The sequence below is a fragment of the uncultured Pseudomonas sp. genome (assembly GCF_943846705.1).
Taxonomy (GTDB): domain Bacteria; phylum Pseudomonadota; class Gammaproteobacteria; order Pseudomonadales; family Pseudomonadaceae; genus Aquipseudomonas.
This window is the reverse complement of sequence record NZ_OX044366.1, coordinates 3,587,257-3,608,905: the sequence shown is the minus strand read 5'-3', so window position 1 is coordinate 3,608,905 and position 21,649 is coordinate 3,587,257. Positions and strand designations below refer to the sequence as shown.

20 protein-coding genes and 2 pseudogenes are annotated in these 21,649 nt (G+C 59.1%); 3 read left to right on the top strand and 19 right to left on the bottom strand.

From position 1 onward, the window contains the following. Positions 1-30: 30 nt before the first annotated feature. The 7 genes and pseudogenes from Q0V31_RS16865 to Q0V31_RS16835 all read right to left on the bottom strand — a co-directional run bounded on the left by Q0V31_RS16865 (position 31) and on the right by Q0V31_RS16835 (position 6,855). Positions 31-1,401: an NAD(P)/FAD-dependent oxidoreductase gene (locus Q0V31_RS16865; protein WP_298189623.1), complete on the bottom strand. Its 1,371-nt coding sequence runs from the start codon at positions 1,399-1,401 to the stop codon at positions 31-33. Next, positions 1,398-2,300, bottom strand: a pseudogene (gene folD / locus Q0V31_RS16860) (bifunctional methylenetetrahydrofolate dehydrogenase/methenyltetrahydrofolate cyclohydrolase FolD). Before folD ends, Q0V31_RS16865 begins: the two are co-directional and overlap by 4 nt. Further along, positions 2,297-3,163 (bottom strand): formyltetrahydrofolate deformylase, encoded by an 867-nt coding sequence (gene purU, locus Q0V31_RS16855; RefSeq protein ID WP_298189621.1) that lies wholly within the window; start codon positions 3,161-3,163, stop codon positions 2,297-2,299. Before purU ends, folD begins: the two are co-directional and overlap by 4 nt. Before the next feature lie 39 nt (positions 3,164-3,202). Further along, positions 3,203-4,333 (bottom strand): aminomethyltransferase family protein, encoded by a 1,131-nt coding sequence (locus Q0V31_RS16850; RefSeq protein WP_298189619.1) that lies wholly within the window; start codon positions 4,331-4,333, stop codon positions 3,203-3,205. Between the two features lie 34 nt (positions 4,334-4,367). Next, positions 4,368-5,384 carry a DUF3445 domain-containing protein gene (locus Q0V31_RS16845; RefSeq protein ID WP_298189617.1) on the bottom strand — a complete coding sequence of 339 codons (1,017 nt, stop codon included), beginning with the start codon at positions 5,382-5,384 and terminating at the stop codon, positions 4,368-4,370. Between the two features lie 11 nt (positions 5,385-5,395). Then, complete coding sequence (locus Q0V31_RS16840) at positions 5,396-6,325, bottom strand: PDR/VanB family oxidoreductase (RefSeq protein WP_298189615.1); 930 nt, start codon at positions 6,323-6,325, stop codon at positions 5,396-5,398. Beyond that, a complete protein-coding gene (locus tag Q0V31_RS16835; RefSeq protein ID WP_298189613.1) occupies positions 6,322-6,855 on the bottom strand; it encodes a dimethylamine monooxygenase subunit DmmA family protein in 534 nt (177 codons plus the stop codon). The genes Q0V31_RS16840 and Q0V31_RS16835 overlap by 4 nt, the downstream gene beginning before the upstream one ends. A gap of 260 nt (positions 6,856-7,115) precedes the next feature. Between Q0V31_RS16835 and Q0V31_RS16830 the strand changes: the two genes are divergently transcribed. Then, complete coding sequence (locus Q0V31_RS16830) at positions 7,116-7,802, top strand: LuxR C-terminal-related transcriptional regulator (RefSeq protein ID WP_298189611.1); 687 nt, start codon at positions 7,116-7,118, stop codon at positions 7,800-7,802. 107 nt (positions 7,803-7,909) lie between these two features. Here Q0V31_RS16830 and Q0V31_RS16825 read toward each other — a convergent pair whose 3' ends face one another. The 4 genes from Q0V31_RS16825 to Q0V31_RS16810 form a co-directional block, all read right to left on the bottom strand. Continuing rightward, positions 7,910-9,274, bottom strand: a complete 1,365-nt coding sequence (locus tag Q0V31_RS16825; protein ID WP_298189608.1) for a cytosine permease — start codon at positions 9,272-9,274, stop codon at positions 7,910-7,912. Positions 9,275-9,279: 5 nt separating this feature from the next. Beyond that, the gene (locus Q0V31_RS16820) at positions 9,280-9,954 is read right to left on the bottom strand and encodes an isochorismatase family cysteine hydrolase (protein WP_298189605.1); all 675 of its coding nucleotides are present in this window, start codon (positions 9,952-9,954) and stop codon (positions 9,280-9,282) included. A gap of 130 nt (positions 9,955-10,084) precedes the next feature. Next, positions 10,085-10,240: a hypothetical protein gene (locus Q0V31_RS16815; RefSeq protein ID WP_298189603.1), complete on the bottom strand. Its 156-nt coding sequence runs from the start codon at positions 10,238-10,240 to the stop codon at positions 10,085-10,087. Between the two features lie 67 nt (positions 10,241-10,307). Next, the gene (locus Q0V31_RS16810; RefSeq protein ID WP_298189601.1) at positions 10,308-11,351 is read right to left on the bottom strand and encodes an LLM class flavin-dependent oxidoreductase; all 1,044 of its coding nucleotides are present in this window, start codon (positions 11,349-11,351) and stop codon (positions 10,308-10,310) included. 204 nt (positions 11,352-11,555) lie between these two features. Here Q0V31_RS16810 and Q0V31_RS16805 point away from each other — a divergent pair, with 204 nt between their 5' ends. Beyond that, positions 11,556-13,502, top strand: a complete 1,947-nt coding sequence (locus Q0V31_RS16805) for a methyl-accepting chemotaxis protein (RefSeq protein ID WP_298189599.1) — start codon at positions 11,556-11,558, stop codon at positions 13,500-13,502. Positions 13,503-13,708: 206 nt separating this feature from the next. On the opposite strand, the gene Q0V31_RS16800 is transcribed toward Q0V31_RS16805, so the two are convergent. The 6 genes and pseudogenes from Q0V31_RS16800 to ribBA form a co-directional block, all read right to left on the bottom strand. Next, positions 13,709-14,194 carry a flavin reductase family protein gene (locus Q0V31_RS16800; protein WP_298189597.1) on the bottom strand — a complete coding sequence of 162 codons (486 nt, stop codon included), beginning with the start codon at positions 14,192-14,194 and terminating at the stop codon, positions 13,709-13,711. Positions 14,195-14,479: 285 nt separating this feature from the next. Continuing rightward, positions 14,480-15,634 carry an ABC transporter ATP-binding protein gene (locus tag Q0V31_RS16795; RefSeq protein ID WP_298189595.1) on the bottom strand — a complete coding sequence of 385 codons (1,155 nt, stop codon included), beginning with the start codon at positions 15,632-15,634 and terminating at the stop codon, positions 14,480-14,482. Between the two features lie 17 nt (positions 15,635-15,651). Further along, positions 15,652-16,461, bottom strand: a complete 810-nt coding sequence (locus Q0V31_RS16790) for an ABC transporter permease (protein ID WP_298189593.1) — start codon at positions 16,459-16,461, stop codon at positions 15,652-15,654. Positions 16,462-16,467: 6 nt separating this feature from the next. Continuing rightward, a pseudogene (locus Q0V31_RS16785) lies at positions 16,468-17,298 on the bottom strand (ABC transporter permease); the annotation flags it as partial. An 85-nt stretch (positions 17,299-17,383) separates the two neighbouring features. Next, positions 17,384-18,409: a polyamine ABC transporter substrate-binding protein gene (locus Q0V31_RS16780; RefSeq protein ID WP_298189590.1), complete on the bottom strand. Its 1,026-nt coding sequence runs from the start codon at positions 18,407-18,409 to the stop codon at positions 17,384-17,386. A gap of 369 nt (positions 18,410-18,778) precedes the next feature. Further along, the gene (gene ribBA, locus Q0V31_RS16775) at positions 18,779-19,888 is read right to left on the bottom strand and encodes a bifunctional 3,4-dihydroxy-2-butanone-4-phosphate synthase/GTP cyclohydrolase II (RefSeq protein ID WP_298189587.1); all 1,110 of its coding nucleotides are present in this window, start codon (positions 19,886-19,888) and stop codon (positions 18,779-18,781) included. Between the two features lie 94 nt (positions 19,889-19,982). Here ribBA and Q0V31_RS16770 point away from each other — a divergent pair, with 94 nt between their 5' ends. Next, positions 19,983-20,276 (top strand): DUF1330 domain-containing protein, encoded by a 294-nt coding sequence (locus Q0V31_RS16770; protein WP_298189584.1) that lies wholly within the window; start codon positions 19,983-19,985, stop codon positions 20,274-20,276. Positions 20,277-20,305: 29 nt separating this feature from the next. Here Q0V31_RS16770 and Q0V31_RS16765 read toward each other — a convergent pair whose 3' ends face one another. Beyond that, positions 20,306-20,869: an NUDIX hydrolase gene (locus tag Q0V31_RS16765; protein ID WP_298189581.1), complete on the bottom strand. Its 564-nt coding sequence runs from the start codon at positions 20,867-20,869 to the stop codon at positions 20,306-20,308. A 4-nt stretch (positions 20,870-20,873) separates the two neighbouring features. Then, positions 20,874-21,626, bottom strand: coding sequence for a GntR family transcriptional regulator (locus Q0V31_RS16760; RefSeq protein ID WP_298189579.1), 753 nt, complete (start codon positions 21,624-21,626; stop codon positions 20,874-20,876). Positions 21,627-21,649: the final 23 nt, after the last annotated feature.

The window sequence follows — 21,649 nt, the reverse complement described above, 5'->3', positions numbered from 1 at the left end:
TGGGCGGGGCGTTTAACACCCCGCACGGCTTCAGATAGCGGTTACTTGGCTAACGGCCGGAGTCTCGCTGAGGTAGGCGTCTAGGGAGTCATCAAGTGCTTCCAGCCACGGCGTGTGATGCGGTGTGGCCATGGTGCCGCTGATCAGCGAGCGGAAGCATTTGTTGCGATACCCCATGATGTCCTCGTACTTGTCATGCTTCCAATCAAGGAATGTCTGATTGACCGCGGCAATATCAAAGCTCGGATAGTCCGTGGCTTCGATCAGCTGACGGATGTACTCGCCCTGAAACTCAAACATTTGCTGCGCCGTTTCGAGCATTTCCTCTTCTTGTCGCCACGCCAGATCTTCAGCTTTCATTTGCGCGAGATCGGGCAGATTGATGCGCCCGAGAATGACGTCGCGGGCATACCAGGCCTGCGCGTCGAACATGTTGAAGCTGTACCACTGATCCTGCATGCCGAGGTAAATCAGCTTGGGGTTTTGCTCCCAGAACACGCCCTTGTACAAGCTCAGTGGCCACAGCCGGTTATCCGTCTTCAGGCGCAGCTCTTCGGCGAGGAAGGGGAAGTGGTGCTTGTAGCCGGTGCACAAAATGATCGCGTCGACATGGTGGTGCGTGCCGTCGGCAAACCAGGCGGTTTTGCCGGTCATGCGTTGCAGCAGTGGCTTCTCTTTCCAGTTCTCCGGCCAGCGGTAGCCCATCGGCGCACTGCGGTAACAACTGGTGATCGAGCGGGCGCCGTACTTGTAGCACTGAGAACCGATGTCTTCGGCTGAGTAGCTGCCGCCAACGATCAGGACATCTTTGCCTTTGAACTCCAGCGCATCGCGGAAGTCATGGGCATGCAGCACACGACCGCCAAAGCTTTCGAAGCCTTCGAAATAGGGCACGTTGGGGGTGGAGAAATGACCGCTGGCGACCACCACATAATCAAAGATTTCGGTGCTGGTTTGGTCATTGTCGTAGCTGTGCACGGTGACGCTAAACAGGCCGCTGTCCTGGTCATAGCTGACGCCGCGCACCGTTGTATTGAACTGGATAAACTGGCGAACGCCGGCTTTTTCGACGCGGCCCTTAATGTAGTCCCAAAGCACTTCGCGTGGTGGGTAGGAGCCTAGGGGGCGGCCGAAATGCTCGTCGAAACTGTAGTCAGCAAACTCCAGGCACTCTTTCGGCCCGTTGGACCAGAGGTAGCGGTACATGCTGCCATGGACCGGTTCACCGTGCTGGTCGATGCCGGTGCGCCAGGTGTAATTCCACATGCCGCCCCAATCCGATTGTTTCTCGTAGCAGACTACTTCCGGACAATCTGCGCCTTGCTCCTTGGCTGACTGAAATGCACGTAATTGGGCCAGGCCGCAGGGGCCAGCACCGATGATGGCAACTCGCTTTTTCATGCTGGAATCTCCATAGAAGGTTTAGCCTGGCGAGCAGCCGGGTATTGCAGCTGCGCCGCAGTAACGGTGTTTTTCATCAGGTAGGCGATGGTCATGGGGCCGACGCCTCCGGGTACCGGAGTAATCGCCTAGGCTGTGGCTTTAGCGCTGTCGAAGTCGACGTCTCCGACCAAGCGACTTTTGCCGTTTTGCTCGATACGGTTAATTCCCACGTCGATCACTACCGCGCCGGGCTTTAGCCAGTTGGCATCAACCATTTGCGGACGACCGACAGCAGCAATCACGATGTCGGCCTGGCGGCACAGTTCGCGGATGTTGTGGCTGCGCGAATGCACCACCGTGACGCTGCAGTTGGCCTGTAACAGCAACGCTGCCATTGGCTTGCCGACGATATTCGAGCGGCCAATGACCACCGCGTGCTTGCCACTGAGTTCACCGCACGTCTCTTTTAGCAGGCGCATGCAGCCGGCAGGCGTACAAGGAGTGAGCACCTTGCGGCCTTGGCTCAGGCCACCGACGTTTTCACTGTGAAAACCATCGACATCTTTAAGCGGGTCAACGGCCTGCAGGACGCAGTTCTCATCGATATGCCCAGGCAGCGGCAGTTGCACCAGAATGCCGTGCACCTGTGCGTCGGCATTGAGGCGCTCGATCAGGTTGAGCAACGCTGTTTGTGAGGTGTCGGCGGCCAGCTTGTGTTCAAACGAGCGAATGCCTGTCTCTTCGGCGCGCAGTACTTTGTTGCGCACGTATACCTGGCTAGCCGGGTCGCTGCCGACCAACACCACAGCGAGGCCCGGATCAATACCCACGTCTTTGAGTGCCTTGACCTCGGCACTCACCTCGCGGATTACAGCTGCGGCACAGGCCTTGCCATCGATCAGCGTCGCGGCACTCATGGCAGGATCACCGTTTTGTCGCAGTTAATGAAAACCCGGTGTTCAAGGTGATATTTCAGCGCCTTTGACAGAGCCACGGTTTCGGTATCACGGCCAATTGCTACCAGATCTTCCGGCAGGTAGGCGTGATCCACGCGTTGTACTTCTTGCTCGATGATCGGGCCCTCATCGAGGTCGCTGGTGACGTAATGAGCGGTCGCGCCAATCAGCTTCACACCCCGTGCATAGGCTTGGTGGTAGGGCTTGGCACCCTTGAAGCCGGGCAGGAAGGAGTGATGGATATTGATGGCGCGCCCGGCCAGTTGCTTGCACAGACTGTCCGAAAGGATCTGCATGTAGCGAGCGAGTACCACCAGATCGGTTTTGCTTTCGTCGACGATCTTCATCAACGCAATTTCTTGCTCGGTTTTCGTCTCTTTAGTCACCGGCAGATAGACAAAGCGAATGCCTTGACGCTCGGCCATGGGACGCAAGTCGAGGTGGTTGGAGACGATGGCGGTGATCTGCATGTCCAGCTCGCCTTTTTGGTGGCGATAGAGCAAGTCGGTTAAACAGTGGTCGAACTTGCTGACCATCAACAGGACGCGCGGCGGCTGGCCGGCCTCGAATAATTGCCAATCCATGTCGAACGGCACGGCAACGTCTTCGAAACCCTGACGCAGCACTGTGGTGTCACCCACGCAGCCGCTGTTGAAGCGAAATACCGCGCGCATAAAGAAGCGCCCGGTGAACTCGTCATCGAACTGAGCCAGTTCGCTGATGTAGCACTCATGCTCAGCCAGGTAGGTGGTCACAGCCGCGACGATTCCCGAGGTTGCCGGGCAACTGATCTTGAGGATGTGTTGGGTTGATACGGGAGCCATGAAGCTCTACCTCTCTATAAAAATAATGACTTAGGGGGGTTAGCCTTTGGCTGTGCGTTTCTTTTTTTCCGGATCATCGAAGGGCAGCGTGTGCGCGATCGCGTGGGTTTGCAGGCTGCCGCGAACCTCCAGTGCCACGCCTTGTTCGGCGTAGCCCGGCTCGAAACGGGCAATTGCCATCGAACGATCGGTGAGGCGTGAGTACATGCCGCAGGTGATCACACCGACCTGGCGGCCTTCGTGCCAGAGGGTGTCGCCGCCTTCGGCCGCCTGCTGACCGTCGAGCAGTACGCCGAAAATCTTGAAGCGCTCTTTGCCTTGCAGACGCTGGTGCTCGCTGGCGCCACGGAAGTCCTGCTTGCCTGGTGATACGGTGAAGTCCAGGCCCAGCTCCCAAAGGGTGTCGCCGGCTTTCTGATCGGCGAAGGGGTACATCTGCGAGTTGTCGTAGGGGAAGAACAGCAGGTAGCTTTCGACCCGCAGCCAATCCAGCGCAGTAAAGGCGCACGGGATAATGCCCATGCCTTTGCCGTGTTCGAGGATGCCGTCCCAGATGATTGGTGCATCGGCGGCTTTGCAGAAAATTTCATAGCCGCGTTCGCCGGTGTAGCCGGTGCGCGAGATCATCACCGGGCGGCCAAACAGCTTGCCTTGCAGGTGATGGAAGTAAGGCAGGTCACGGATCCCAGGTACGTGCTCGGCCAAGAAATCGACAGCCAGTGGGCCTTGAAGGGACAGATCGTGCAGGTCGTCATCGAACAAAACAGCGACCTGGCGGCCTTGGGCTGAGCGGATCAACATCTCGTAGCCGGTGCCGGCACCATGCACCACCATGAAGGCGTTGGGACCGGTGCGATATACGATGCAGTCATCAACAAACTTACCGTCTTCATCGAGCATGCTGGCGTAGACCGATTTACCCGGATAAAGCTTGCTCATGTCGCGAGTGGTGGCGAAGTCGAGCAGGCTTTCGGCGTGAGGGCCGACGTAGTGCACTTTCTTTAGACCGGATACATCCATCAGGCCGGCGCGGGTACGGATCGCTTCGTGGTGGTCAGCCAGGTCACTGGAGTAGGTCCAGGGCGTGCCCATACCATTCCAGTCCTCAAGGGAGGAGCCGAGCGCTAGGTGACGGTCGCGTAGAGCAGTGATGCGCCATGAATTAGCCATGGTTAATGTCCTTTTCTGAGGTCGTAAGTAGGGTTCAGGCCTGGCTGTCGAATTGGCTGAGCCAATCCACCAGTGTCTGGCGATAGAGGGTCATGCCCTTGTAGTCGGCAATCGCGTCCGGCAGGTCGCGCAGCACGCGGTGCAGGCGTTGGGCCCAGGCGGGCTGGGTCACCAGTTCGTCCATGCTGATCAGGTAGGTACGGATGCTGAACATCAGCGCGTTGGAGCGCGGCAAGCGAGCCATGACCTGGAGCTCGACGCGCAGATGGACGAGGCTGCCGACGTTTTCCGGGGTGATGCTGGCGCGATCGCTGCCCCACTCGTGGAAGGTTTCCGGCGAGGTGTCGAGGCGCGGGTTGATGGTCAGTGTCCAGTTCAGGCGGCGCACTGGCTGGCCGACCTGGATGTTCACCAGATACTTCAACGCACGGTCGAATACGCCCATCTGATGGGCCATCGGCACCGGCGAGTGCCATTGCTTGAAGCTCATGCCGGCATCGAATGCCAGGGACCAGTCGGCCGGGCAGGTAACGATGCCGGCATCCATGAACAGGTCACCGTCGCGCTGGTCGAGCAAGGCGAAGTCGCCCTGCACCTGACGGCCGATATATTCCAGCGGCTCACATGGCAGCGTATCGGCATCGCCATAAGTGAAGTGTTGCTCGATACCCAGAGCGTGGTTTTGCCACTGCCATTGATCACCGTCGCGGCTCAGGGCGAACCATTGTGGATAGTCCTGGCTGAGGTGCTCCATCAACATGGCCAGGGTGTCCCAGGCTGCGGTTTGCATATGCGGCATCACTAAGCAACGGCGCGGATCGCGCTCCAGTACTCGGCCGCGCTCGGCCATTTCCGAGCGGTAGTGCTCATCGATGTCGAAGCAGTGCTCGAAAATAGAACCGGGATCGCGCGAGGTGGCCGGTTCCAGATTCACCGAGTACATGTACTGGTCTTCAGGGAACGGAAACGGAAAGCGCTGTATGGCCTCTTCGCTGTTACGGAAGCTGAAGTCCTGGTGATAACTCTCCAGCGGCTTAAAAGTCAGGCTCATAAATACGTCTCCTAAAGGTCGAGCAAAAGGGGCTGGCCGCAACCGCGCGAGACGCAGGGCATCAGGCTGGCGGTTTGTTCTTCGGGGCTCAGAAAGTGATCACGGTGCTCAACATCGCCTTGCAGGTAAGCGGTTTGGCATTGGCCGCAAACGCCGCCGCGACACAGGTTCGGTACCTCGACGCCGGCGGCTTCGAGGGCCTCGAGCAGACTTTGATCAGCGCCGACACTCAGCTGTTGCTGACTGCGCAGCAGTTGCACGCTGAATGGCTCGCCCGATTGCGCGGCAGTAAAGGCTTCGCAGTGAATACGGCTGTCACTCCAGCCGAGCGTTGCCGCTTGCTGGTGCAGGTCATCGAGCAGCCGCTGTGGGCCGCAGGCATAGATGTGACTGCCCAGCGGTCGGTTGCTGAGCACGTACTTGAGGTCAAGGCGCTGCTGCGGGCTGTCATAGCAGTGCAGGCGCTCACCGATGAGCTCACGCAGCTGTGCCACATAGGCATCGCTGACGCCGCCGCGGTAGGCGTAATGCAGCTCAAATGGTGCGCCGCGTCGTAGCAGCTCTGCGCAGTAAGGGATGAATGGGGTAATACCAATCCCGGCGGCGAGCAGAATGTGCAGGTGCGCCTCGTTGTGCAGCGGGAAGAGATTGGCAGGCGGCGCAATACGTAATTCATCACCGACCTGTAACTGCTCATGCACATAGCGTGAGCCACCGCGCGAGTCGTCCTGATGGCGCACGGCGATCCGGTAGTGGCGCGTATCCAGTGGGTCGCTGAGCAGCGAGTAGGCGTTGCGCTTGCCGTTGGGCAGCAGCACTTGGATGTGACTGCCAGCCGAGAACGCGGGCAATGCACTGCCGAGTGGCTGCAGGCTGACTTCCCGGATCACCGGGGTGACTTGGCGTATGTCGGTTACGCGCACCGGAATAAAACCGCTCATGCTTGCACCGGCGCAAAAGGCTGGCGAGCGTCGGCGCAAACGCCGAGATAAGCACCCAGGCGCCTGGAAAAATGCTGGCGAATCTCAAGCACCACGCCACATTCTGTACAGGTGTGGGGGCTTTCGAGGGCGCCATGTTGGGTGGTTGAGCAATGCACGCAGTAGATGGCATGACCGCCACTGGCACTCGGCACCACCTCAATCTCTTCAGGTTGCAAACCGGCCACACGGGCCAGTGCGTGCAGCGGCCAAATAAAGTCTTCATCGCCCAATAAGTAAATGCGCAAACCCACTTTGGCTTCGCGCAATGTGCTGAGCATGGCGCGTTGCAGGTCGGCTGAGCTGGCGAAGTCAGTCAAAGTCAGATGAGCCATAGGTACCGACGTGCTGCCTAGGCTGGCGACGATGCGAGCCTGCTCGGTGCAGTTTCTGCCCTGCGAAACCAGCAGGTGATGAGTCGCCATCGGGCTGGGTTCACTGCGGCAATAGCGCGGTACGCTGGTGGGAAACTGTTTGGCTGTAGTGCTCATGTCGATCCTCTTGCTGGCTTGCGCCAATCGCCATTTATGCCCCGTGGTGATGCAGTGAGGCGTTTACTTGGTGCATGAGAAACACGGTTTTGCGGGTGAGCTACCGTTTCCTGTCTGGGAATATATTTTCCCCGTGGGAAAAATTGGTCAATCAGCAAGAGGGGGTACGCACAAAGGGGTAGTGCGATTGGCGGGCACGTAAATTGCTGTTGTTCTGAGTCTGTTAAGCCACGGTTCAATCGCAGCTGAGGAGGAGAACGATGACCAACGCCAGTCTGTTGCTATCCGCCACGCGGCCACAGCGTGTTGTGCCACCCGAGGTGTTGCCGGGCGAACTGACCGAGCGTGAAAGCCAGACACTGGGCTTGATTGCCAATGGCTTGAACAACAAACAAATTGCCCGCGAATTGGGTATCAGTGATGGCACGGTAAAAATTTACGTGCGCAACCTGCTACGCAAATTCCGTCTGACTTCGCGCCTGGAACTGGCAACGTGGGTGCATCGCAGCGATGCCAGCGTCCAACCACTGCCAGTGCAGAACCCGAGCGTTAAGCACGTAGCCAATCCAATGGCGGGTATTGGCGGGCTGATTGATGAGCTACCCGGATTGATCTACCGGGGTGACAACCAGCGTAACTGGCCGATGCAATATGTCAGTGCCGGCTGTAAGGACCTGACGGGTTATTCGCCTGATTATTTATCGAATAACCCTGAGCATCACTATGGCGCGCTGATCCTTCCCGAATACGTGGATTACATCTGGTATTGCGTGCAGTACGCATTGCTGCGCAATGAGCCCTACCAACTGAACTACCGCATCCGCTGCGCTGATGGTCAGATCAAAGCGGTGTGGGAGAAGGGCGTAGGCGTCTACTCGGCGACCGGAGAAGTTCTCGGGGTAGAGGGCGCCATCTTTGAAGTTCACGGGGACGGCTGCAGGAGCTGAGTGCATCACGGTTATTGAATTGAAGTTGGAGCGATTCAGTCAGGTTCGCCTTGGGTCCCCCTCTCCTTGCAGAGAGAGGGGGTAGTGGGGAAGGGAGGGGGCATTGGTTAGGAGGTTAGTTCCTGCTCAAGCTTCACCACTGAGCCGCGCTTCATTGCGAAGTAATAGGTCAGGGCAGGGACCAGCAAGCCTATGACCCAGGCCAGGTCGATACCATCCAGGGCAGTGGCGATGGGGCCGACATAGAGGGTCGTATTCATAAACGGCACTTCCAGCAGGATGGCCAGAATAAAGCTGCCGCAGGCCACCAGATTTACCCGTCCATAGCGACCGTTCAGGTCGAAGATGTCTGGCACGCAGTAGTTGCCTTTCCTCACCAAGTAGTAGTCGACCAGGTTGATGGCAGTCCAGGGAATGAGGAAGTAGCTCATGAAGAAGATGAAGTTGAGGAAGTAATCGATAAAGTTATCTTGGCTGATGGTGCACAGCGCCGTGGCGATGATGCTGATGAGGAGCATGAACACACCCCGCACGCTGGGCGTCACGCGCAGGCGCGAGAAGGGTTCGATCACCGTGATAGTCGACATGAAGGCGCCGTACAGATTGAACACGTTGATCGCCACCTGGCCGTAGACGATGAAGACGAACATCAGCACCGCAGCAGGCCCGAACATTTGCGCCAGGTGGCTACCAACGTTGTCGGAGAAACCGCTGATGGCCACGCTGAGTACTGCGCCGAGAATCATCATCCAGCCCCCACCTAACACGGTACCGGCGTAGCTGTACCAGAACACCTGAGAGGTTCGCGTAGAAGTCGGCAGATATCGCGAGTAGTCCGCCACATAGGGCGCGTAAGAGAGCTGCCAGGTGACGGCGATGCTCACTGCCACGAGGAACTTCGCTAGCGAGAAACCGGCAGGCGACCATTGCTCAGCGGGGATTGGCAGGCCGAGGGCGAGCGCCGAGGCGATCAGAAATACCAGGATGGAAAGGCACGACAGCACCTTTTGCAGACGGTGAATCAGCCGGTAGCCGTAGAGCGCCACGACGAAGCACAACGCGCCGATCAGGTAGATGTTGCCATTACCGTTCAGGGGGCTGACCGACTCGATGGCCTGGGCGGCCAGCAAGGTGTTACTGACGAAGAAGCCCAGGTAGATGAGCATCACGAACAGCAATGGCAGCACTGCGCCGATCACGCCGAACTGAGCACGGCTCTGGATCATCTGCGGGATTCCCAGCTTGGGGCCTTGTGCCGAGTGGGACGCCATGAAGATGGCGCCGATCAGGGAGCCGAGAATGATCGCTACGGCGCTCCAGAACAGGTTTAGGCCGATGGCCACGGGCAACACGCCGGAGGCGATGGTGGTGATGTTCATGTTGGCGCCGAACCAGATGTAGAACAGCGAGCCGGGTTTGCCATAGCGTTCGTTTTCGGGAATGAAATCGATGCTGCGTTTTTCGACATTCATGATGGTCACTCCTGTGGCTGAAGGCTGGCTTCGAGGCGGGCGATGGCCTGCGGAAGCATGTCGGGTTGATGGGCGAAGAGGTCTGGAGCGCTTGGCTTGCAGGAGCTGAAAGCTTCCCCACGCAAGGCGCGCAGGTACTCTTGGCAACTGAACAGTTCGATGGCGTAGACCCAGTTGGCCATGATCAGCAGTGAGGAGTAGTGCGCCGCACTGGTGGTCGAGGTGCATGCGTCGACGATCAGGTCGACCCGATAGCCCAGGGCAAAGGCATCGAGCACCGTGGAGAGTACGCAGGCATCGGTAAGCACCCCGGAGACCATCAGTCGGTCCACCCCGAGCTGCTTGAGCTGTGCATCTAGTTCGCTGGCGTGGAAGGCGCTGTAACGGGGTTTATCGATCACCCGGTCGCCAGATTGAGGCGCCAGGCGCGGAAGGATTTCCACCTGGCGAGTGCCGGCGCAATAGCTGGCCGGGCGTCCGCTGCTGTCCAGCGGCTCGCCGGGCGGTAAGTTGGAGGCGTCGGCGTTGTTGACGTGACGGGTGTAGATCAGCGGAATGCCGGCGGCGCGCGCAGCAACGATCAGCGCGGCGCTGTTGTCGATCACGGTCTCGATGTTGTGCAGGGGGAATCCGTCCTCCTGCTGCATGTCGATGATCAGGTAAGCGATATTAGTTCGCATAAGCAACTCTTGTTTTTGTTGTGCAGAAAAGCTGGCGGCGCGCGCCATGGCGTCGTTGATGCACGGGCGCTATGGCCGGAAACTCGAGTGATCGAGCCGGCAACCAGGTGAGTTCAGCGGGAGGAGTTGCTCAGGTGACTATTTGCCAGAAGCCATTTTGCTTGGCCGAGACAGAGGCGCGTAGGCGCTTGAGATGAACATGCCCAGGGGTCCACTTGCCGCGCAGATAAGCCATTGCGGCTCCGGGCAGTGGTTGGGCGTTGCAGGTGATCAGGCCTTTGTTCATGGGGCTGTCAACCATATTTATGGAGTGCGCAGCCGGATCGCCCGATCCGGCCGCGTAACGCGATGACTCAGCGGAAAGCTGGTACTACGTGCTTGATAAACAATTCCAGAGATTGCTTTTTCTCGGCGTGGGACAAGCCATTGTCGGCCCAGAAGCTGAACTCATCTACACCCAGTTCCTGGTAGTGCTTGATCCGCGCGATGATTTCTTCCGGGGTGCCGATCATGGTGTTCTTGTGGATGTTCTCCAGTTCGAACTCTGGGCGGTCCTTGAATTTTTCTTCCGGGCTAGGCGGCAGCAGACCATTAACTGGGGTCTGCTTGTTGCCGAACCAGGCGTCGAAGGTGCGGTAGAAACGCGAGATGGCCTGAGCGCCAATTTTCCAGCCTTCGGGGTCATCCTTGCTGTGCACGTGGGTATGGCGCAGCACCATCAATTGCGGACGTGGCACGTCTGGGTTGTTGCTCAGGGCGGTTTCGAACTTGTTCATCAGGTCGACAACTTCTTCGTCACCCTTCATCAGCGGCGTGACCATCACGTTGCAACCGTTCTTCACGGCGAAGTTGTGTGAGTCGGGGTCGCGTGCAGCAATCCATACCGGTGGGCCGGGTTGCTGAATGGGCTTGGGTGAAGAGGTGGAGGTGGGGAACTTCCACAGTTCGCCATCGTGGGCGTAGTCGCCCTTCCACAGCGCTTGTACCACTGGGACCATCTCACGCAGGTGCTGGCCACCGGAGGAGGCCGGCATGCCGCCGGCCATGCGGTCGAATTCGTACTGGTAGGCACCGCGGGCCAGGCCCACTTCCATGCGGCCGTTGCTGATTACATCGAGCAGGGCGCATTCGCCGGCCACGCGAATGGGGTGCCAGAACGGCGCGATGATGGTGCCTGCACCGAGACGAATGGTGGTGGTCTTGCCGGCCAAGTAAGAGAGCAACGGCATCGGGCTCGGCGAGATGGTGTATTCCATCGCGTGGTGCTCGCCGATCCACACGGTGCTGAAACCGCCGGCCTCGGCCATCAGAGTCAGTTCGGTGAGATTCTCGAACAGTTGACGATGGCTGACCTGCTCGTCGTAGCGCTCCATGTGCACGAACAAAGAAAATTTCATGACGCTTACCTCGAACCTGGGTGTATTGGGCCTCAGCGCTGGGCTGGCCTCGGGGGTAAAGAGCGCTGCGCGCTTTATCGCTGTGCATCTGTGGCTAGGCCAGTCAGAAGACTCCGCATGTTGCGTATTATTGGTATACCATAATATGGAATATGTGCAAATTTATTCTGCCCGTCGAACAGCCTCTCACAGTAAGGATAGAGGATGAACATCAAGCAAAAACTCACCCTGGGATTTGCCGTTATCGCCTGTGTGCCGATCATTCTGGTTGCCGTGCTGGTCATCCTCAATTTGCGCAGCGAGGCGCGCACGGCGTTCCTCGATAGCAGTGCACGGGAGATCCGCCAGGTCGACAACGCCATGCAGTTGTTCTTCGAGGGCATCAGCCAGAACGTCGAATTCCTTGCCACCCAGCCGCAACTCAAGGCTGTCGACAGCGAGCTGAAAAGCTATGTTTCGGCGAACGCCGCCGGCATCCCTATGGGCCGGCAAGACCAGCGCGTGTTCGACCTGTTCGCCGGCCTGGCCTCCAGCCATCCGGCCTACGCCTACCTGTCGCTGGGCACGCCGGAGGGTGGTTATGTGTTCTGGCCCGGCGACCCCAATCTGAGCAACTACGACCCGCGTACCCGGCCTTGGTATCAGCGCGCCATGGCTGAGCCGGGCAAGACCCTGCGCACCGAGGCCTATTACTGGGCTGATGACGATGTGGTGCTGGTTAGCACCGTGCGCAGCTTTGCCAACCGTTTGGGCAGCCAGGGCGGGGTGATGAACATTGACGTGTCGCTGAAGCAGCTCACCGATATCGTCAAGCAGATCAAGCTGGGCGACAGCGGCTACCTGATGCTCATGGAGCACAACGGCACCGTACTGGTGGACCCGAGCGATCCAGCGCACAACTTCAAGAAGCTGGATGAATTAGGTGCTGCCTATGCCCAGCTCGGCACCGCCGAGAAGGGTCTGGTAGAGATCGAGTTGGATGGTCAGCGCTACATGGCCAATGTCTGGCCTTCCGATAAGCTGGGCTGGCGCTTTGTCGGCCTGATTCGCGAGAGTGAAGTGATGAGCGCCGCGACTCGCCTGACCTGGTTTATCGCGGCCATCGCGCTGGTGCTGGGTCTGCTATTCGCCTGCGTTGGCGCCTATTTCGCCGGGCTGATCGTGCGGCCGATTCGTGCGGTGGCGGGTGGCCTGGAGAGCATTGCCCAAGGTGAAGGTGATCTGACCAGCAGCCTAGCGGTACGCGGTAGTGATGAAACCGCGCAACTGGCCGGTTGGTTCAATCAGTTTCTCGGTGCCATCCGTGAGTTGATCCAGCGCATTGGTCAGGCGGCGACACAGATTCATCGCGCCTCGAGTAACTCCAGCACGGTCGCTCAGGAAATGGCCGAGGCCGCCATGCGTCAGCGCGAAGCCGTGGACATGGTCTCTACCGCCTTCCATGAGATGGTCATGACCGCCAATGAGGTCGCGCGTTCTTGTAGCCAGGCCGCCGTATCCGCTGATAACGGCCAGTGCCAGGCACATGATGGCCAGCGCCAGATTGATGCGGCGGTTACCAGTGTCAACCAGCTCAGTCATGAGCTTGCACATTCGGCCAACGCCATGCAGCAACTGGAGCAGGACAGCAGCGAGATTCAGTCGATTCTCGGCACCATCCGCTCGATTGCCGAGCAGACCAACCTGCTAGCGCTCAACGCGGCCATTGAGGCAGCGCGTGCGGGTGAGCAGGGCCGCGGTTTTGCTGTGGTCGCTGATGAGGTTCGGGCGTTGGCCAAGCGCACCGCAGACACCACGGGGGAAATCGATGGTCTGCTCGGTAAGCTGGCCCAGCGCACCCAGCAGATGGGCAAGCAGATGCACGGCAGCCTGGATATCTCCCAGCAAACCGTCAGCACGATCAATGCGGCGAGCGCCAGTTTTGAGTTGATTCGCGAGTCGGTGGACGTTATTCGCGACATGAACACCCAGATTGCCACCGCCGCCGAAGAGCAGCATCAGGTCGCGGAAGATATCAACCGCCATATCAGTCAGATTCACGGTGATGCGCAGCTGGTGGACACACTGGCCAGCTCCACTCGCGATGATGCGCAGAGGCTCACGGGCCTGTCTGAGGAGTTGAGCAGTCTGATCCAGCGCTTTAAGACCTGATCGAAATTGGCCTGCCCCCGGCTTAGAGGCTGGGTGCAGGCCAATGCAAAGCTGTGCGGGCAGAGATGCTACTGCAGGCGCGTGTAAGCACGCTGCTGCGTGGCTGCGCAATGGATCGAGGGATCGGAATAGCTCAGCGCTGCTGCGCGCGTATTGCGAGGGGGTTGCTCATCCGCCGCGCAAGGCGGCGGATGAGTGGTGGGGCTTTAAGCGAAGGCTTGCAGGGCGCCCATTTTGCCGCGGCAATAGATCATCGGAATTACTTCCTGCTCCGGCACGATCAGGTTCTTTACCGCACCTACGAGGATGGCATGGTCGCCGCCTTCATATTCACGCCACAGCTCGCACTCGATGATTGCCGTGGCATTGCGCAGCACCGGGTTACCCAGCTCGCTGAGGCTCCACTCGATGCCTTGCGCCTTGTCGCTGCCCTTGCGGGCGAAGGCATAGGCTTCGCTTTGCTGCTCGGCCGAGAGAAAGTGAATGGCGAAACGCTTGCTCTTGATTAGCGCCGGGTAGGAGTCAGAGTTGTAATTGGGGCAGAACAGCACCAGCGGCGGATCCATCGATAAAGAGCTGAACGCGCTGGCCGTCATGCCGACGATGTCACCGTTGTCGTCCAGGGTGGTGATCACGGTCACGCCAGAGGGAAAAGAGCCCATGACTTGTTTATAGGCATTTGCATCGATCATCTGGAACACCTCTGCAGAGCATGGCTGCACCCGGCAGCACTGTGGAACGAGAGAAGGGCTGCCGGCATGGATGACGGCGAGGCTATGTCTGATGGTATACCGTAATATTAATGATGCAAGAGCTTTTTAGCGGACGAATACTGGTCAATAGCCGCAGTGGACTCAGGGCGTTTGTTTAAGTGGGGCTGCGAGTGATATTGCGTCGGTTAATCCGGCGCGTAATAAAACAAAACCCCCTGGTCTTCACAGCGAAGAGCAAGGGGTTGTTGTTGATACGTTAAGGCTTTAGTGGGCGCCAGCGGTCTTGCTTAGGTCGCTTTCGTCCCACTCGCTGTAGACGCAGGCATCCGCCGCTGCCCAGCGCACGCGAACTTCTGTGCCGGCGTGCAGTGGCTGCAGGTTGCCGGACAGGGCTTTGACGATGAGTGCTGTGCCGCAAGGCGTGATTACGTTGTACGTCAGGCTTTCACCGAGGAAGACCACTTCGTTGACGGTCGCGCTGATCTCGTTCCAGCCGCTCGCCAGCGGTTCACTGCTCGCCTGAGAAAGGGTCAGGGCCTGGGCTTTTTCCGGGCGTACCATCAGCAGCAGTTCTTGAGCCGCTTGCACGCCTGCGGTGGGGCGGATGGCCACAGACTGGCTAGCAAATTGCGCGCTCACATTGCTTTGCGCTTTGACCTTAAGAAAGTTGGAGTTACCCAGGAAGGAGGCGACGAAGGCATTCGGTGGGTTCTGGTAGAGGTCATAACCGCTGCCCAGGCCGACGATCTTGCCGTGACTGAAGATGGCGATGCGCTGCGACAGGCGCATGGCTTCTTCTTGGTCGTGGGTCACGTAGACGATGGTGATGCCGAGGCGCCGGTGCAGGTGGCGCAGTTCGTCCTGCAGTTCCTCGCGCAGTTTCTTGTCGAGGGCGCCAAGCGGTTCGTCCATTAGCAGTATGCGTGGCTCATAGACCAGCGCGCGGGCAATCGCCACACGTTGCTGCTGGCCGCCGGAAAGCTGAGCCGGACGGCGATGGGCGAAGTCATCCAGTTGCACCAGCTTGAGCATGGCGTCGACTTGGCGCTCACGTTCGGCGACCGGTAGTTTGCGCAGGGTCAGAGGGAAGGCGATGTTGTCGCGTACGCTCAGGTGCGGGAACAGCGAGTAACGCTGGAACACCATGCCAATGTCGCGCTTGTGCGGCGGTACTTTGATCAGCGACTTGCCTTCGACCTGGATTTCACCAGAGGTCGGCGTTTCGAAGCCGGCGAGCATCGACAGGGTGGTGCTTTTGCCAGAGCCGCTGGAACCGAGGAAGGTGAGGAATTCACCTTCCTTAATCTCCAGAGAGATGTTGTCTACCGCGGCGAAGTCGCCGTAGTACTTGTTCAGGTTGCGTAGGCTGACCAAGGATTGTTGATTGGCGTGGGCGGAATCTTTGAGTACTGCGCTCATGTTGTTCTCCTTGGCGCTCAGGCGCTGACTTCATTGCGCCGGCGCAGGGCAGCGGCGATCACCATTATTAGGATGGACAGGCCGATCAGCAGCGTCGAGGCGACGGCGATCACCGGGGTCAGATCCTGGCGTAGGGTGGTCCACATTTTCACCGGCAGGGTCTGCAGGGTCGGGCTGGCCATCATCACGCTGAGCACCACCTCATCCCATGACACCAGGAAGGCGAACAGCGCACCGGCGACCATGCCGGGACGGATTGCCGGAAAGGTCACCTTGTACACCGCCTGCATGCGCGAGGCGCCGCAGATTACCGCTGCATCCTCAATCGATTGATCGAACAGCTTCAGCGAGTTGATGATCGAGATGATGGTAAACGGCAGCGCGACGATGACGTGGCTGACCACGAAGGAAAACAGCGTGCCGGTGTAGCCCAGCTTGAGAAACAACGCGTACACCGCCACTGCGATGATCACCAGGGGCACGATCATCGGTAGGGTGAACAGGCCGTAGAGCAACTCGCGGCCCGGGAAACGCCCGCGTACTAGGGCAAAAGCGGTCGGCAGACCGAGAGCCACGGCGCAAATGGTGGTTAGTACGGCGACCTTGAAACTGGTCAGCACCGAGGCCATCCACTCCGGATTGGAGAAGAATTGCTCGTACCATTTCAGCGTCCAGCCCGGCGGCGGGAACACCAGCCACTGCGAGGAACCGAACGACAGCAGCACGATGAACACGATCGGCAGCAGCAGGAACAGGGCGATCAAGCCGGTGGTCAGGTACAGGCCGATGCGCAAACGCGGGCCCATGGCATTGGGTGTCAGCAACATGCTCGATTACCTCCCATTGCTGGCGCCAACCGGAGATTCCGGCTGGAGCTTAAGGTAGAAGTAGAACAGCACCAGGGTGATGCCGATCAACAACGCGGCCGCCGCGCTGGCGATACCCCAGTTGAGGAAGGACTGCACCTGCTGAATGATGAATTCCGGCAGCATCATGTTTTGCGCGCCACCGAGCAGGGCCGGGGTCACGTAATAGCCGAGAGACATGACGAAGACCATCAGTCCGCCAGAGAACAAGCCGGGGCGACAGAGCGGCAGGAACACCCGAAAGAAGTTGCGCCAAGGGCTCGCGCCACAAATGGCACCGGCCTGCAAGACCATGGGATCAATCGCCTGCATGGTGGCTTGCAGCGGCAGGACGATGAACGGAATCATGATGTAACTCATGCCGATCACTACGCCCGTGAGGTTGTGCACCATCTCCAGTGGCTGATCGATGATGCCCATCGCCATCAGGGTCTTGTTGATGACCCCGGAGGCCTGCAGCAAAACCAGCCAGGAGTAAGTGCGCGCTAGGAGGCTGGTCCACATCGACAGCAGTACGATGTTTAGCAGCCAGCGCCCCCAACCGCGCGGCACCAGGGTGATTGCCCACGCCAGGGGGAACCCCAGCAACAGGCTGATCAGGGTTACCAGGCCGGCCACCGAGAAGGTATTGATCAATACCCGGGTGTACGCCGAATTGGCGAATAATTGTTCGTAGTTGCCCAGTCCCAGGCTGGGCTCAATGAAGCCGCGTAATAGCAGGGCGATCAGCGGTGCGAGGAAGAACAGGCCGAGGAACAGTAGCGCCGGCAGCAGGTTTGGGAACCCTTTCCAGCGTTGCGTATTCGAACTGCTCGTCATGCCGGCGGCACGCGAGGCGCCGGCGGCAACTTTGGACGACTGAGGGGACTGGGCTGTAGTCATCTTATTTCAGCAACCATTCGTTCCACTGAGCGGAGATGGCCTCACCGTTCTTGGCCCAGTAGGCGTAGTCGAGGTTGACCTGATCTTTGACGTGGGCGGTCGGCAGGTTTGGGGCCAGGTCGGCGTTCAGCATTTCGACGCTGCCGACGTTGACCGGGGCATAGGCGGTGAGGTTGGCGAAGTCGGCTTGGCCTTTGGCGCTGCTGGCGTTGGCCAGGAATTTCATCGCCGCGTCCTTGTTCTTCGCGCCCTTGGGGATGACCAGGAAATCGGCCATGACCAGGTTCTGCTTCCAACTTACCCCAACCGGAGCGCCATCCTGCTGCAGTGCATAAATGCGGCCATTCCAGAACTGACCGAGGCTGGCCTCACCGGAGGCCAACAACTGCTGCGACTGTGCGCCGCCGCCCCACCAGACGATGTCTTGTTTGATGGTGTCGAGTTTCTTGAAGGCGCGTGCGAGGTCCAGTGGGTAGAGCTTGTCGGCTGCTACGCCGTCGGCGAGCAAGGCCAGTTCCAGTACGCCAGGGCTGGCCCACTTGTACAGCGCGCGCTTGCCAGGGTAGGTACTGGTGTCGAACAGCGCGGTCCAGTCTTGCGGCGTATTGCCACCGACCTTGCCCTGGTTGTAGCCCAGCACGAAGGAGAAGTAGAAGGAACCGACGCCGTGGTCGGAGACGAAGCGCGGGTCAATGGTTTCGCGCTGGATCACGCTGAAGTCCAGGGGTTCGAGCAAGCCTTCGCTGGCTGCGCGCAGGGCGAAGTCAGCCTCTACGTCGACCACGTCCCATTGCACGTTGCCGCTTTCGACCATGGCCTTGAGCTTGCCGTAGTCAGTTGGCCCGTCCTGTACTACGCGGATGCCGCTGGCTTCGCTGAAGGGTTCAGCCCAGGCCTGCTTCTGTGCGTCTTGGGTGCTACCACCCCAGCTGACGAAGTTCATGCTGTCTGCGGCGACAGCGGTGTTACCACCGAGCATTATAAAGCCTGCGGCTACTAACGCTTTTGCACTTTTATTCAACACCATTTTCACGCCCTCATTTCTTGTGTTTTGAGCGGGCTGTTGACGCCCGCCTATCGGGAGCAGTAGGTCCATCGGAGCCTTTAAAGGCGACCGTGCCAAGGGCTGTTATTGGTGCTGTCCCTGTCGGGCGCACTTGGCAAATTCATCGGTCTACGGAATATCATATTATGGTATTCCAAAATATCTGCAAGCCTTACCTGACTATGGAGTCATCGTATGTGGGGTGAGTTGACTGGTGGTCGTTGGTACGCACGCTAAGGGCATGCGTTGGTTTGTCTGCCGGGGGAGCTGTGATGGTAGAGCTAGGGGCGTAGGCGGGGGAGGTAGGGCTAACAACGTGGAGGCGGGAGGAGGTCCTCCCGCTGCTTGGGTTTATTCGCCGAAGCTGAGGGTTTCCACGACTTCCAAGTCGTAGCCAGTAAGGCCGGCGTATTTCAGTGGGGCGCCAAGGTGGCGCAGTTTACCGACACCAATGTCCTGGAGAATCTGCGCGCCGGTACCCACTTCGGAATAAATACGCGACTGCGAGCGGCTAAATTGCTGGCGTGGCTGAGTCAGCTGTGGCACCCGCTCCAGCAGGGCTTGTGACGACTCGTTGTTGGCCAGCACCACCACCACGCCGCGGCCTTCTTCTGCGACCTTCTGCAGTGCAGCCCAGAGCGTCCAGTTCTGCGGGCCGGTGTACTCGGCGCCGACCAGATCGCGCAGCGGATCAATCACATGCACGCGGACCAATGTCGGCTCGTCGCGGTTGATCTCACCCATCACCATGGCCATGTGCACGCCGCCTTCGATGCGATCTTCATAGGTGATCAGGCGGAACTCGCCGTGCACGGTCGGCAGTTCACGCTCACCGATACGGGTCACGGTGTGTTCGGTGCTCAGGCGATAGTGGATCAAATCGGCGATGGTGCCGATTTTGATGCCGTGTTGGGCGGCAAATTTTTCCAGGTCCGGGCGGCGGGCCATGCTGCCGTCTTCGTTCATCACCTCAACAATCACCGCGGCCGGGCTGAAACCGGCCAAGCGCGCCAGGTCGCAACCCGCTTCGGTGTGGCCGGCGCGGTTGAGCACACCACCGTCGCGGGCGCGCAGTGGAAAGATATGCCCGGGCTGGACCAGGTCTTCAGGTTTGACATCGGCGGCCACGGCGGCCAGTACCGTACGCGCACGGTCGGCTGCGGAGATGCCGGTGGTCACGCCGGTGGCGGCTTCGATGGAAATGGTAAAAGCGGTGGAAAAGGCGCTGCCGTTGCTCGGCACCATCTGCTCCAGGCCGAGGCGCTGGCAGTGCTCGTCGGTCAAGGTCAGGCAGATCAGGCCGCGTGCTTCACGGGCCATAAAGTTGATCGCCGCCGGTGTGCAGGCTTCTGCCGCTAAGAGCAGATCGCCCTCATTTTCACGGTCTTCGTCATCAACCAGCAGGACCATCTTGCCCTGGCGGAAGTCTTCAATGATTTCATCAATGCTGTTGAATGGCATGCCAAGGCTCTCACGGTTTGCGATAGGTGACGGTGGATTAGTAGACTTTATGGTATACCATAATACGTATTGTTGACGAATTACGGAGCGCGCAATGAAGGCCTATTGGATTGCACATGTCGAGGTCACCGATCCCGAGCAGTACAGCGAATACACCCAGCGGGCGCCTGCAGCGTTCATCAAGTATGGCGGCCGCTTCCTCGCCCGTGGTGGTCGCGCAGAGGCCTTGGAAGGTCGGCCGACACCACCGCGCAACGTAGTGATCGAATTTGATTCCTATGAGCAGGCCTTGGCGTGTTATCACTCGCCGGAGTATCAGCAGGCCTGTGGCCACCGCCAAGGCGCAGCGTGCGCCGAGGTGATAATAGTCGAAGGGTGCGCCCCCTGAGGCTATAGGGCGAGGCGGTGGAGCGGTCTTCAGCGGATAAAATGCACCTTGCCGCTATCATCGTTGCCGATATAAATGCCGTAGACGCCGGCCTGCCGCTCCTCAATATAGCGTTCGAGAATCTGCCGGATGGCCGGGTAGTAGATGCTCTCCCACGGGATGTCTTCAGGGGCGAAGAAGCGGTAGTCGCTGGTCTCCGGGCCGAACTGTCCGGTCACCTCCAGCGCCACTGCGCGAAAGATGATGTACACCTCGCTAATCTTTGGCACGCTGAAGACCGAGTAGGGCGAGACGATATCCGCGCGCACCCCACTTTCTTCCCAGACTTCGCGCAGGGCCGCTTGCTCGGTGGTTTCCCCTTTTTCCATAAAGCCGGCTGGCAGGGTCCAGGTGCCGGCGCGGGGAGGGATACCGCGCTGGCAGAGCAAGTATTTGCCGTCCTGCTCGATGATGCAGCCGGCGATGATCTTCGGGTTTTCGTAGTGGATGTACTGACAGCCCGCGCACACCAGGCGTTGGTGCGTATCGCCCGGTGGTATCTCAAGGCAGAGGCGGTCGGCACCGCAGTTGGGGCAGAAGCGCGGGCTGGTCATGGTTTTAGCGTCCTATGCGAGGCTCGTTGAGGGCGATCGGCATAGCGATTTCGCGTGCGTTGCCGGTCTCACCTTGCTTGGATTTAAGATAGTCCAAGGCCACCTTGGCGGCTGCACGGACATGGTCGACCGAGGCCTGATGTGCAGCGAGGTGGTCGCCGCTCTTGATCGCCTCGACCATGCGCTCCATTTCCTGGTTGCTGTGGCCACGGCGATTGGCTTGAGACACCGAGGTTGCACGCAGGTAGCTGATGCGCGCCTGCAACTGACGCAGTTGGGTGGCGGCGATGTGGTTACCGGAGCCTTCCAGCAGCACGTCGTAGAAACCCTGTACCGAGTCGAGCACTTGATGCAATTCACCTTCTTCAAGCACTCGGCGGTTTTCTTCAAGGGCACGCTCAAGGGCCCGAATGTCCTTGGCCTTGGCGTTGAGGGTGAATAGTTGCACGATTAGTCCTTCGAGTACGCAGCGCAGCTCATAGATATCGCAGGCGTCTTCTAGGGTGATGATGGCCACGCGCGGACCTCTGGCGTCGGCAAACTCCACCAGCCCTTCGGACTCCAAATGGCGTAGGGCTTCGCGTACCGAGGTGCGGCTAACCCCTAGGCGATCGCAGAGGTCGCGCTCAACCAAGCGGTCACCGGGCAGCAACTGGAAATTCATGATGGCGCTGCGCAGTTTATCCAGCACAATTTCGCGCAGGGTAATGGGGTTGCGATTGACCTTAAAGCTATCGTCGAGGGGCAGGCGTTTCATGGGGTCCGCTCTAAGTGGTTATC

Bases quoted from the DNA above. Each gene is read 5' to 3' on its own strand.
- Q0V31_RS16825 (WP_298189608.1), bottom strand. From the start codon at position 9,274: ATGAATGTCGAAAAACGCAGCATCGATTTCATTCCCGAAAACGAACGC.
- Q0V31_RS16765 (WP_298189581.1), bottom strand. From the start codon at position 20,869: ATGACCAGCCCGCGCTTCTGCCCCAACTGCGGTGCCGACCGCCTCTGC.
- Q0V31_RS16800 (WP_298189597.1), bottom strand. From the start codon at position 14,194: ATGATCGATGCAAATGCCTATAAACAAGTCATGGGCTCTTTTCCCTCT.
- Q0V31_RS16760 (WP_298189579.1), bottom strand. From the start codon at position 21,626: ATGAAACGCCTGCCCCTCGACGATAGCTTTAAGGTCAATCGCAACCCC.
- Q0V31_RS16815 (WP_298189603.1), bottom strand. From the start codon at position 10,240: ATGAACAAAGGCCTGATCACCTGCAACGCCCAACCACTGCCCGGAGCC.
- Q0V31_RS16835 (WP_298189613.1), bottom strand. From the start codon at position 6,855: ATGAGCACTACAGCCAAACAGTTTCCCACCAGCGTACCGCGCTATTGC.
- Q0V31_RS16820 (WP_298189605.1), bottom strand. From the start codon at position 9,954: ATGCGAACTAATATCGCTTACCTGATCATCGACATGCAGCAGGAGGAC.
- Q0V31_RS16840 (WP_298189615.1), bottom strand. From the start codon at position 6,325: ATGAGCGGTTTTATTCCGGTGCGCGTAACCGACATACGCCAAGTCACC.
- Q0V31_RS16805 (WP_298189599.1), top strand. From the start codon at position 11,556: ATGAACATCAAGCAAAAACTCACCCTGGGATTTGCCGTTATCGCCTGT.
- Q0V31_RS16790 (WP_298189593.1), bottom strand. From the start codon at position 16,461: ATGTTGCTGACACCCAATGCCATGGGCCCGCGTTTGCGCATCGGCCTG.
- Q0V31_RS16845 (WP_298189617.1), bottom strand. From the start codon at position 5,384: ATGAGCCTGACTTTTAAGCCGCTGGAGAGTTATCACCAGGACTTCAGC.
- Q0V31_RS16770 (WP_298189584.1), top strand. From the start codon at position 19,983: ATGAAGGCCTATTGGATTGCACATGTCGAGGTCACCGATCCCGAGCAG.
- ribBA (WP_298189587.1), bottom strand. From the start codon at position 19,888: ATGCCATTCAACAGCATTGATGAAATCATTGAAGACTTCCGCCAGGGC.
- Q0V31_RS16830 (WP_298189611.1), top strand. From the start codon at position 7,116: ATGACCAACGCCAGTCTGTTGCTATCCGCCACGCGGCCACAGCGTGTT.
- Q0V31_RS16795 (WP_298189595.1), bottom strand. From the start codon at position 15,634: ATGAGCGCAGTACTCAAAGATTCCGCCCACGCCAATCAACAATCCTTG.
- Q0V31_RS16780 (WP_298189590.1), bottom strand. From the start codon at position 18,409: ATGGTGTTGAATAAAAGTGCAAAAGCGTTAGTAGCCGCAGGCTTTATA.
- Q0V31_RS16850 (WP_298189619.1), bottom strand. From the start codon at position 4,333: ATGGCTAATTCATGGCGCATCACTGCTCTACGCGACCGTCACCTAGCG.
- Q0V31_RS16810 (WP_298189601.1), bottom strand. From the start codon at position 11,351: ATGAAATTTTCTTTGTTCGTGCACATGGAGCGCTACGACGAGCAGGTC.
- purU (WP_298189621.1), bottom strand. From the start codon at position 3,163: ATGGCTCCCGTATCAACCCAACACATCCTCAAGATCAGTTGCCCGGCA.
- Q0V31_RS16865 (WP_298189623.1), bottom strand. From the start codon at position 1,401: ATGAAAAAGCGAGTTGCCATCATCGGTGCTGGCCCCTGCGGCCTGGCC.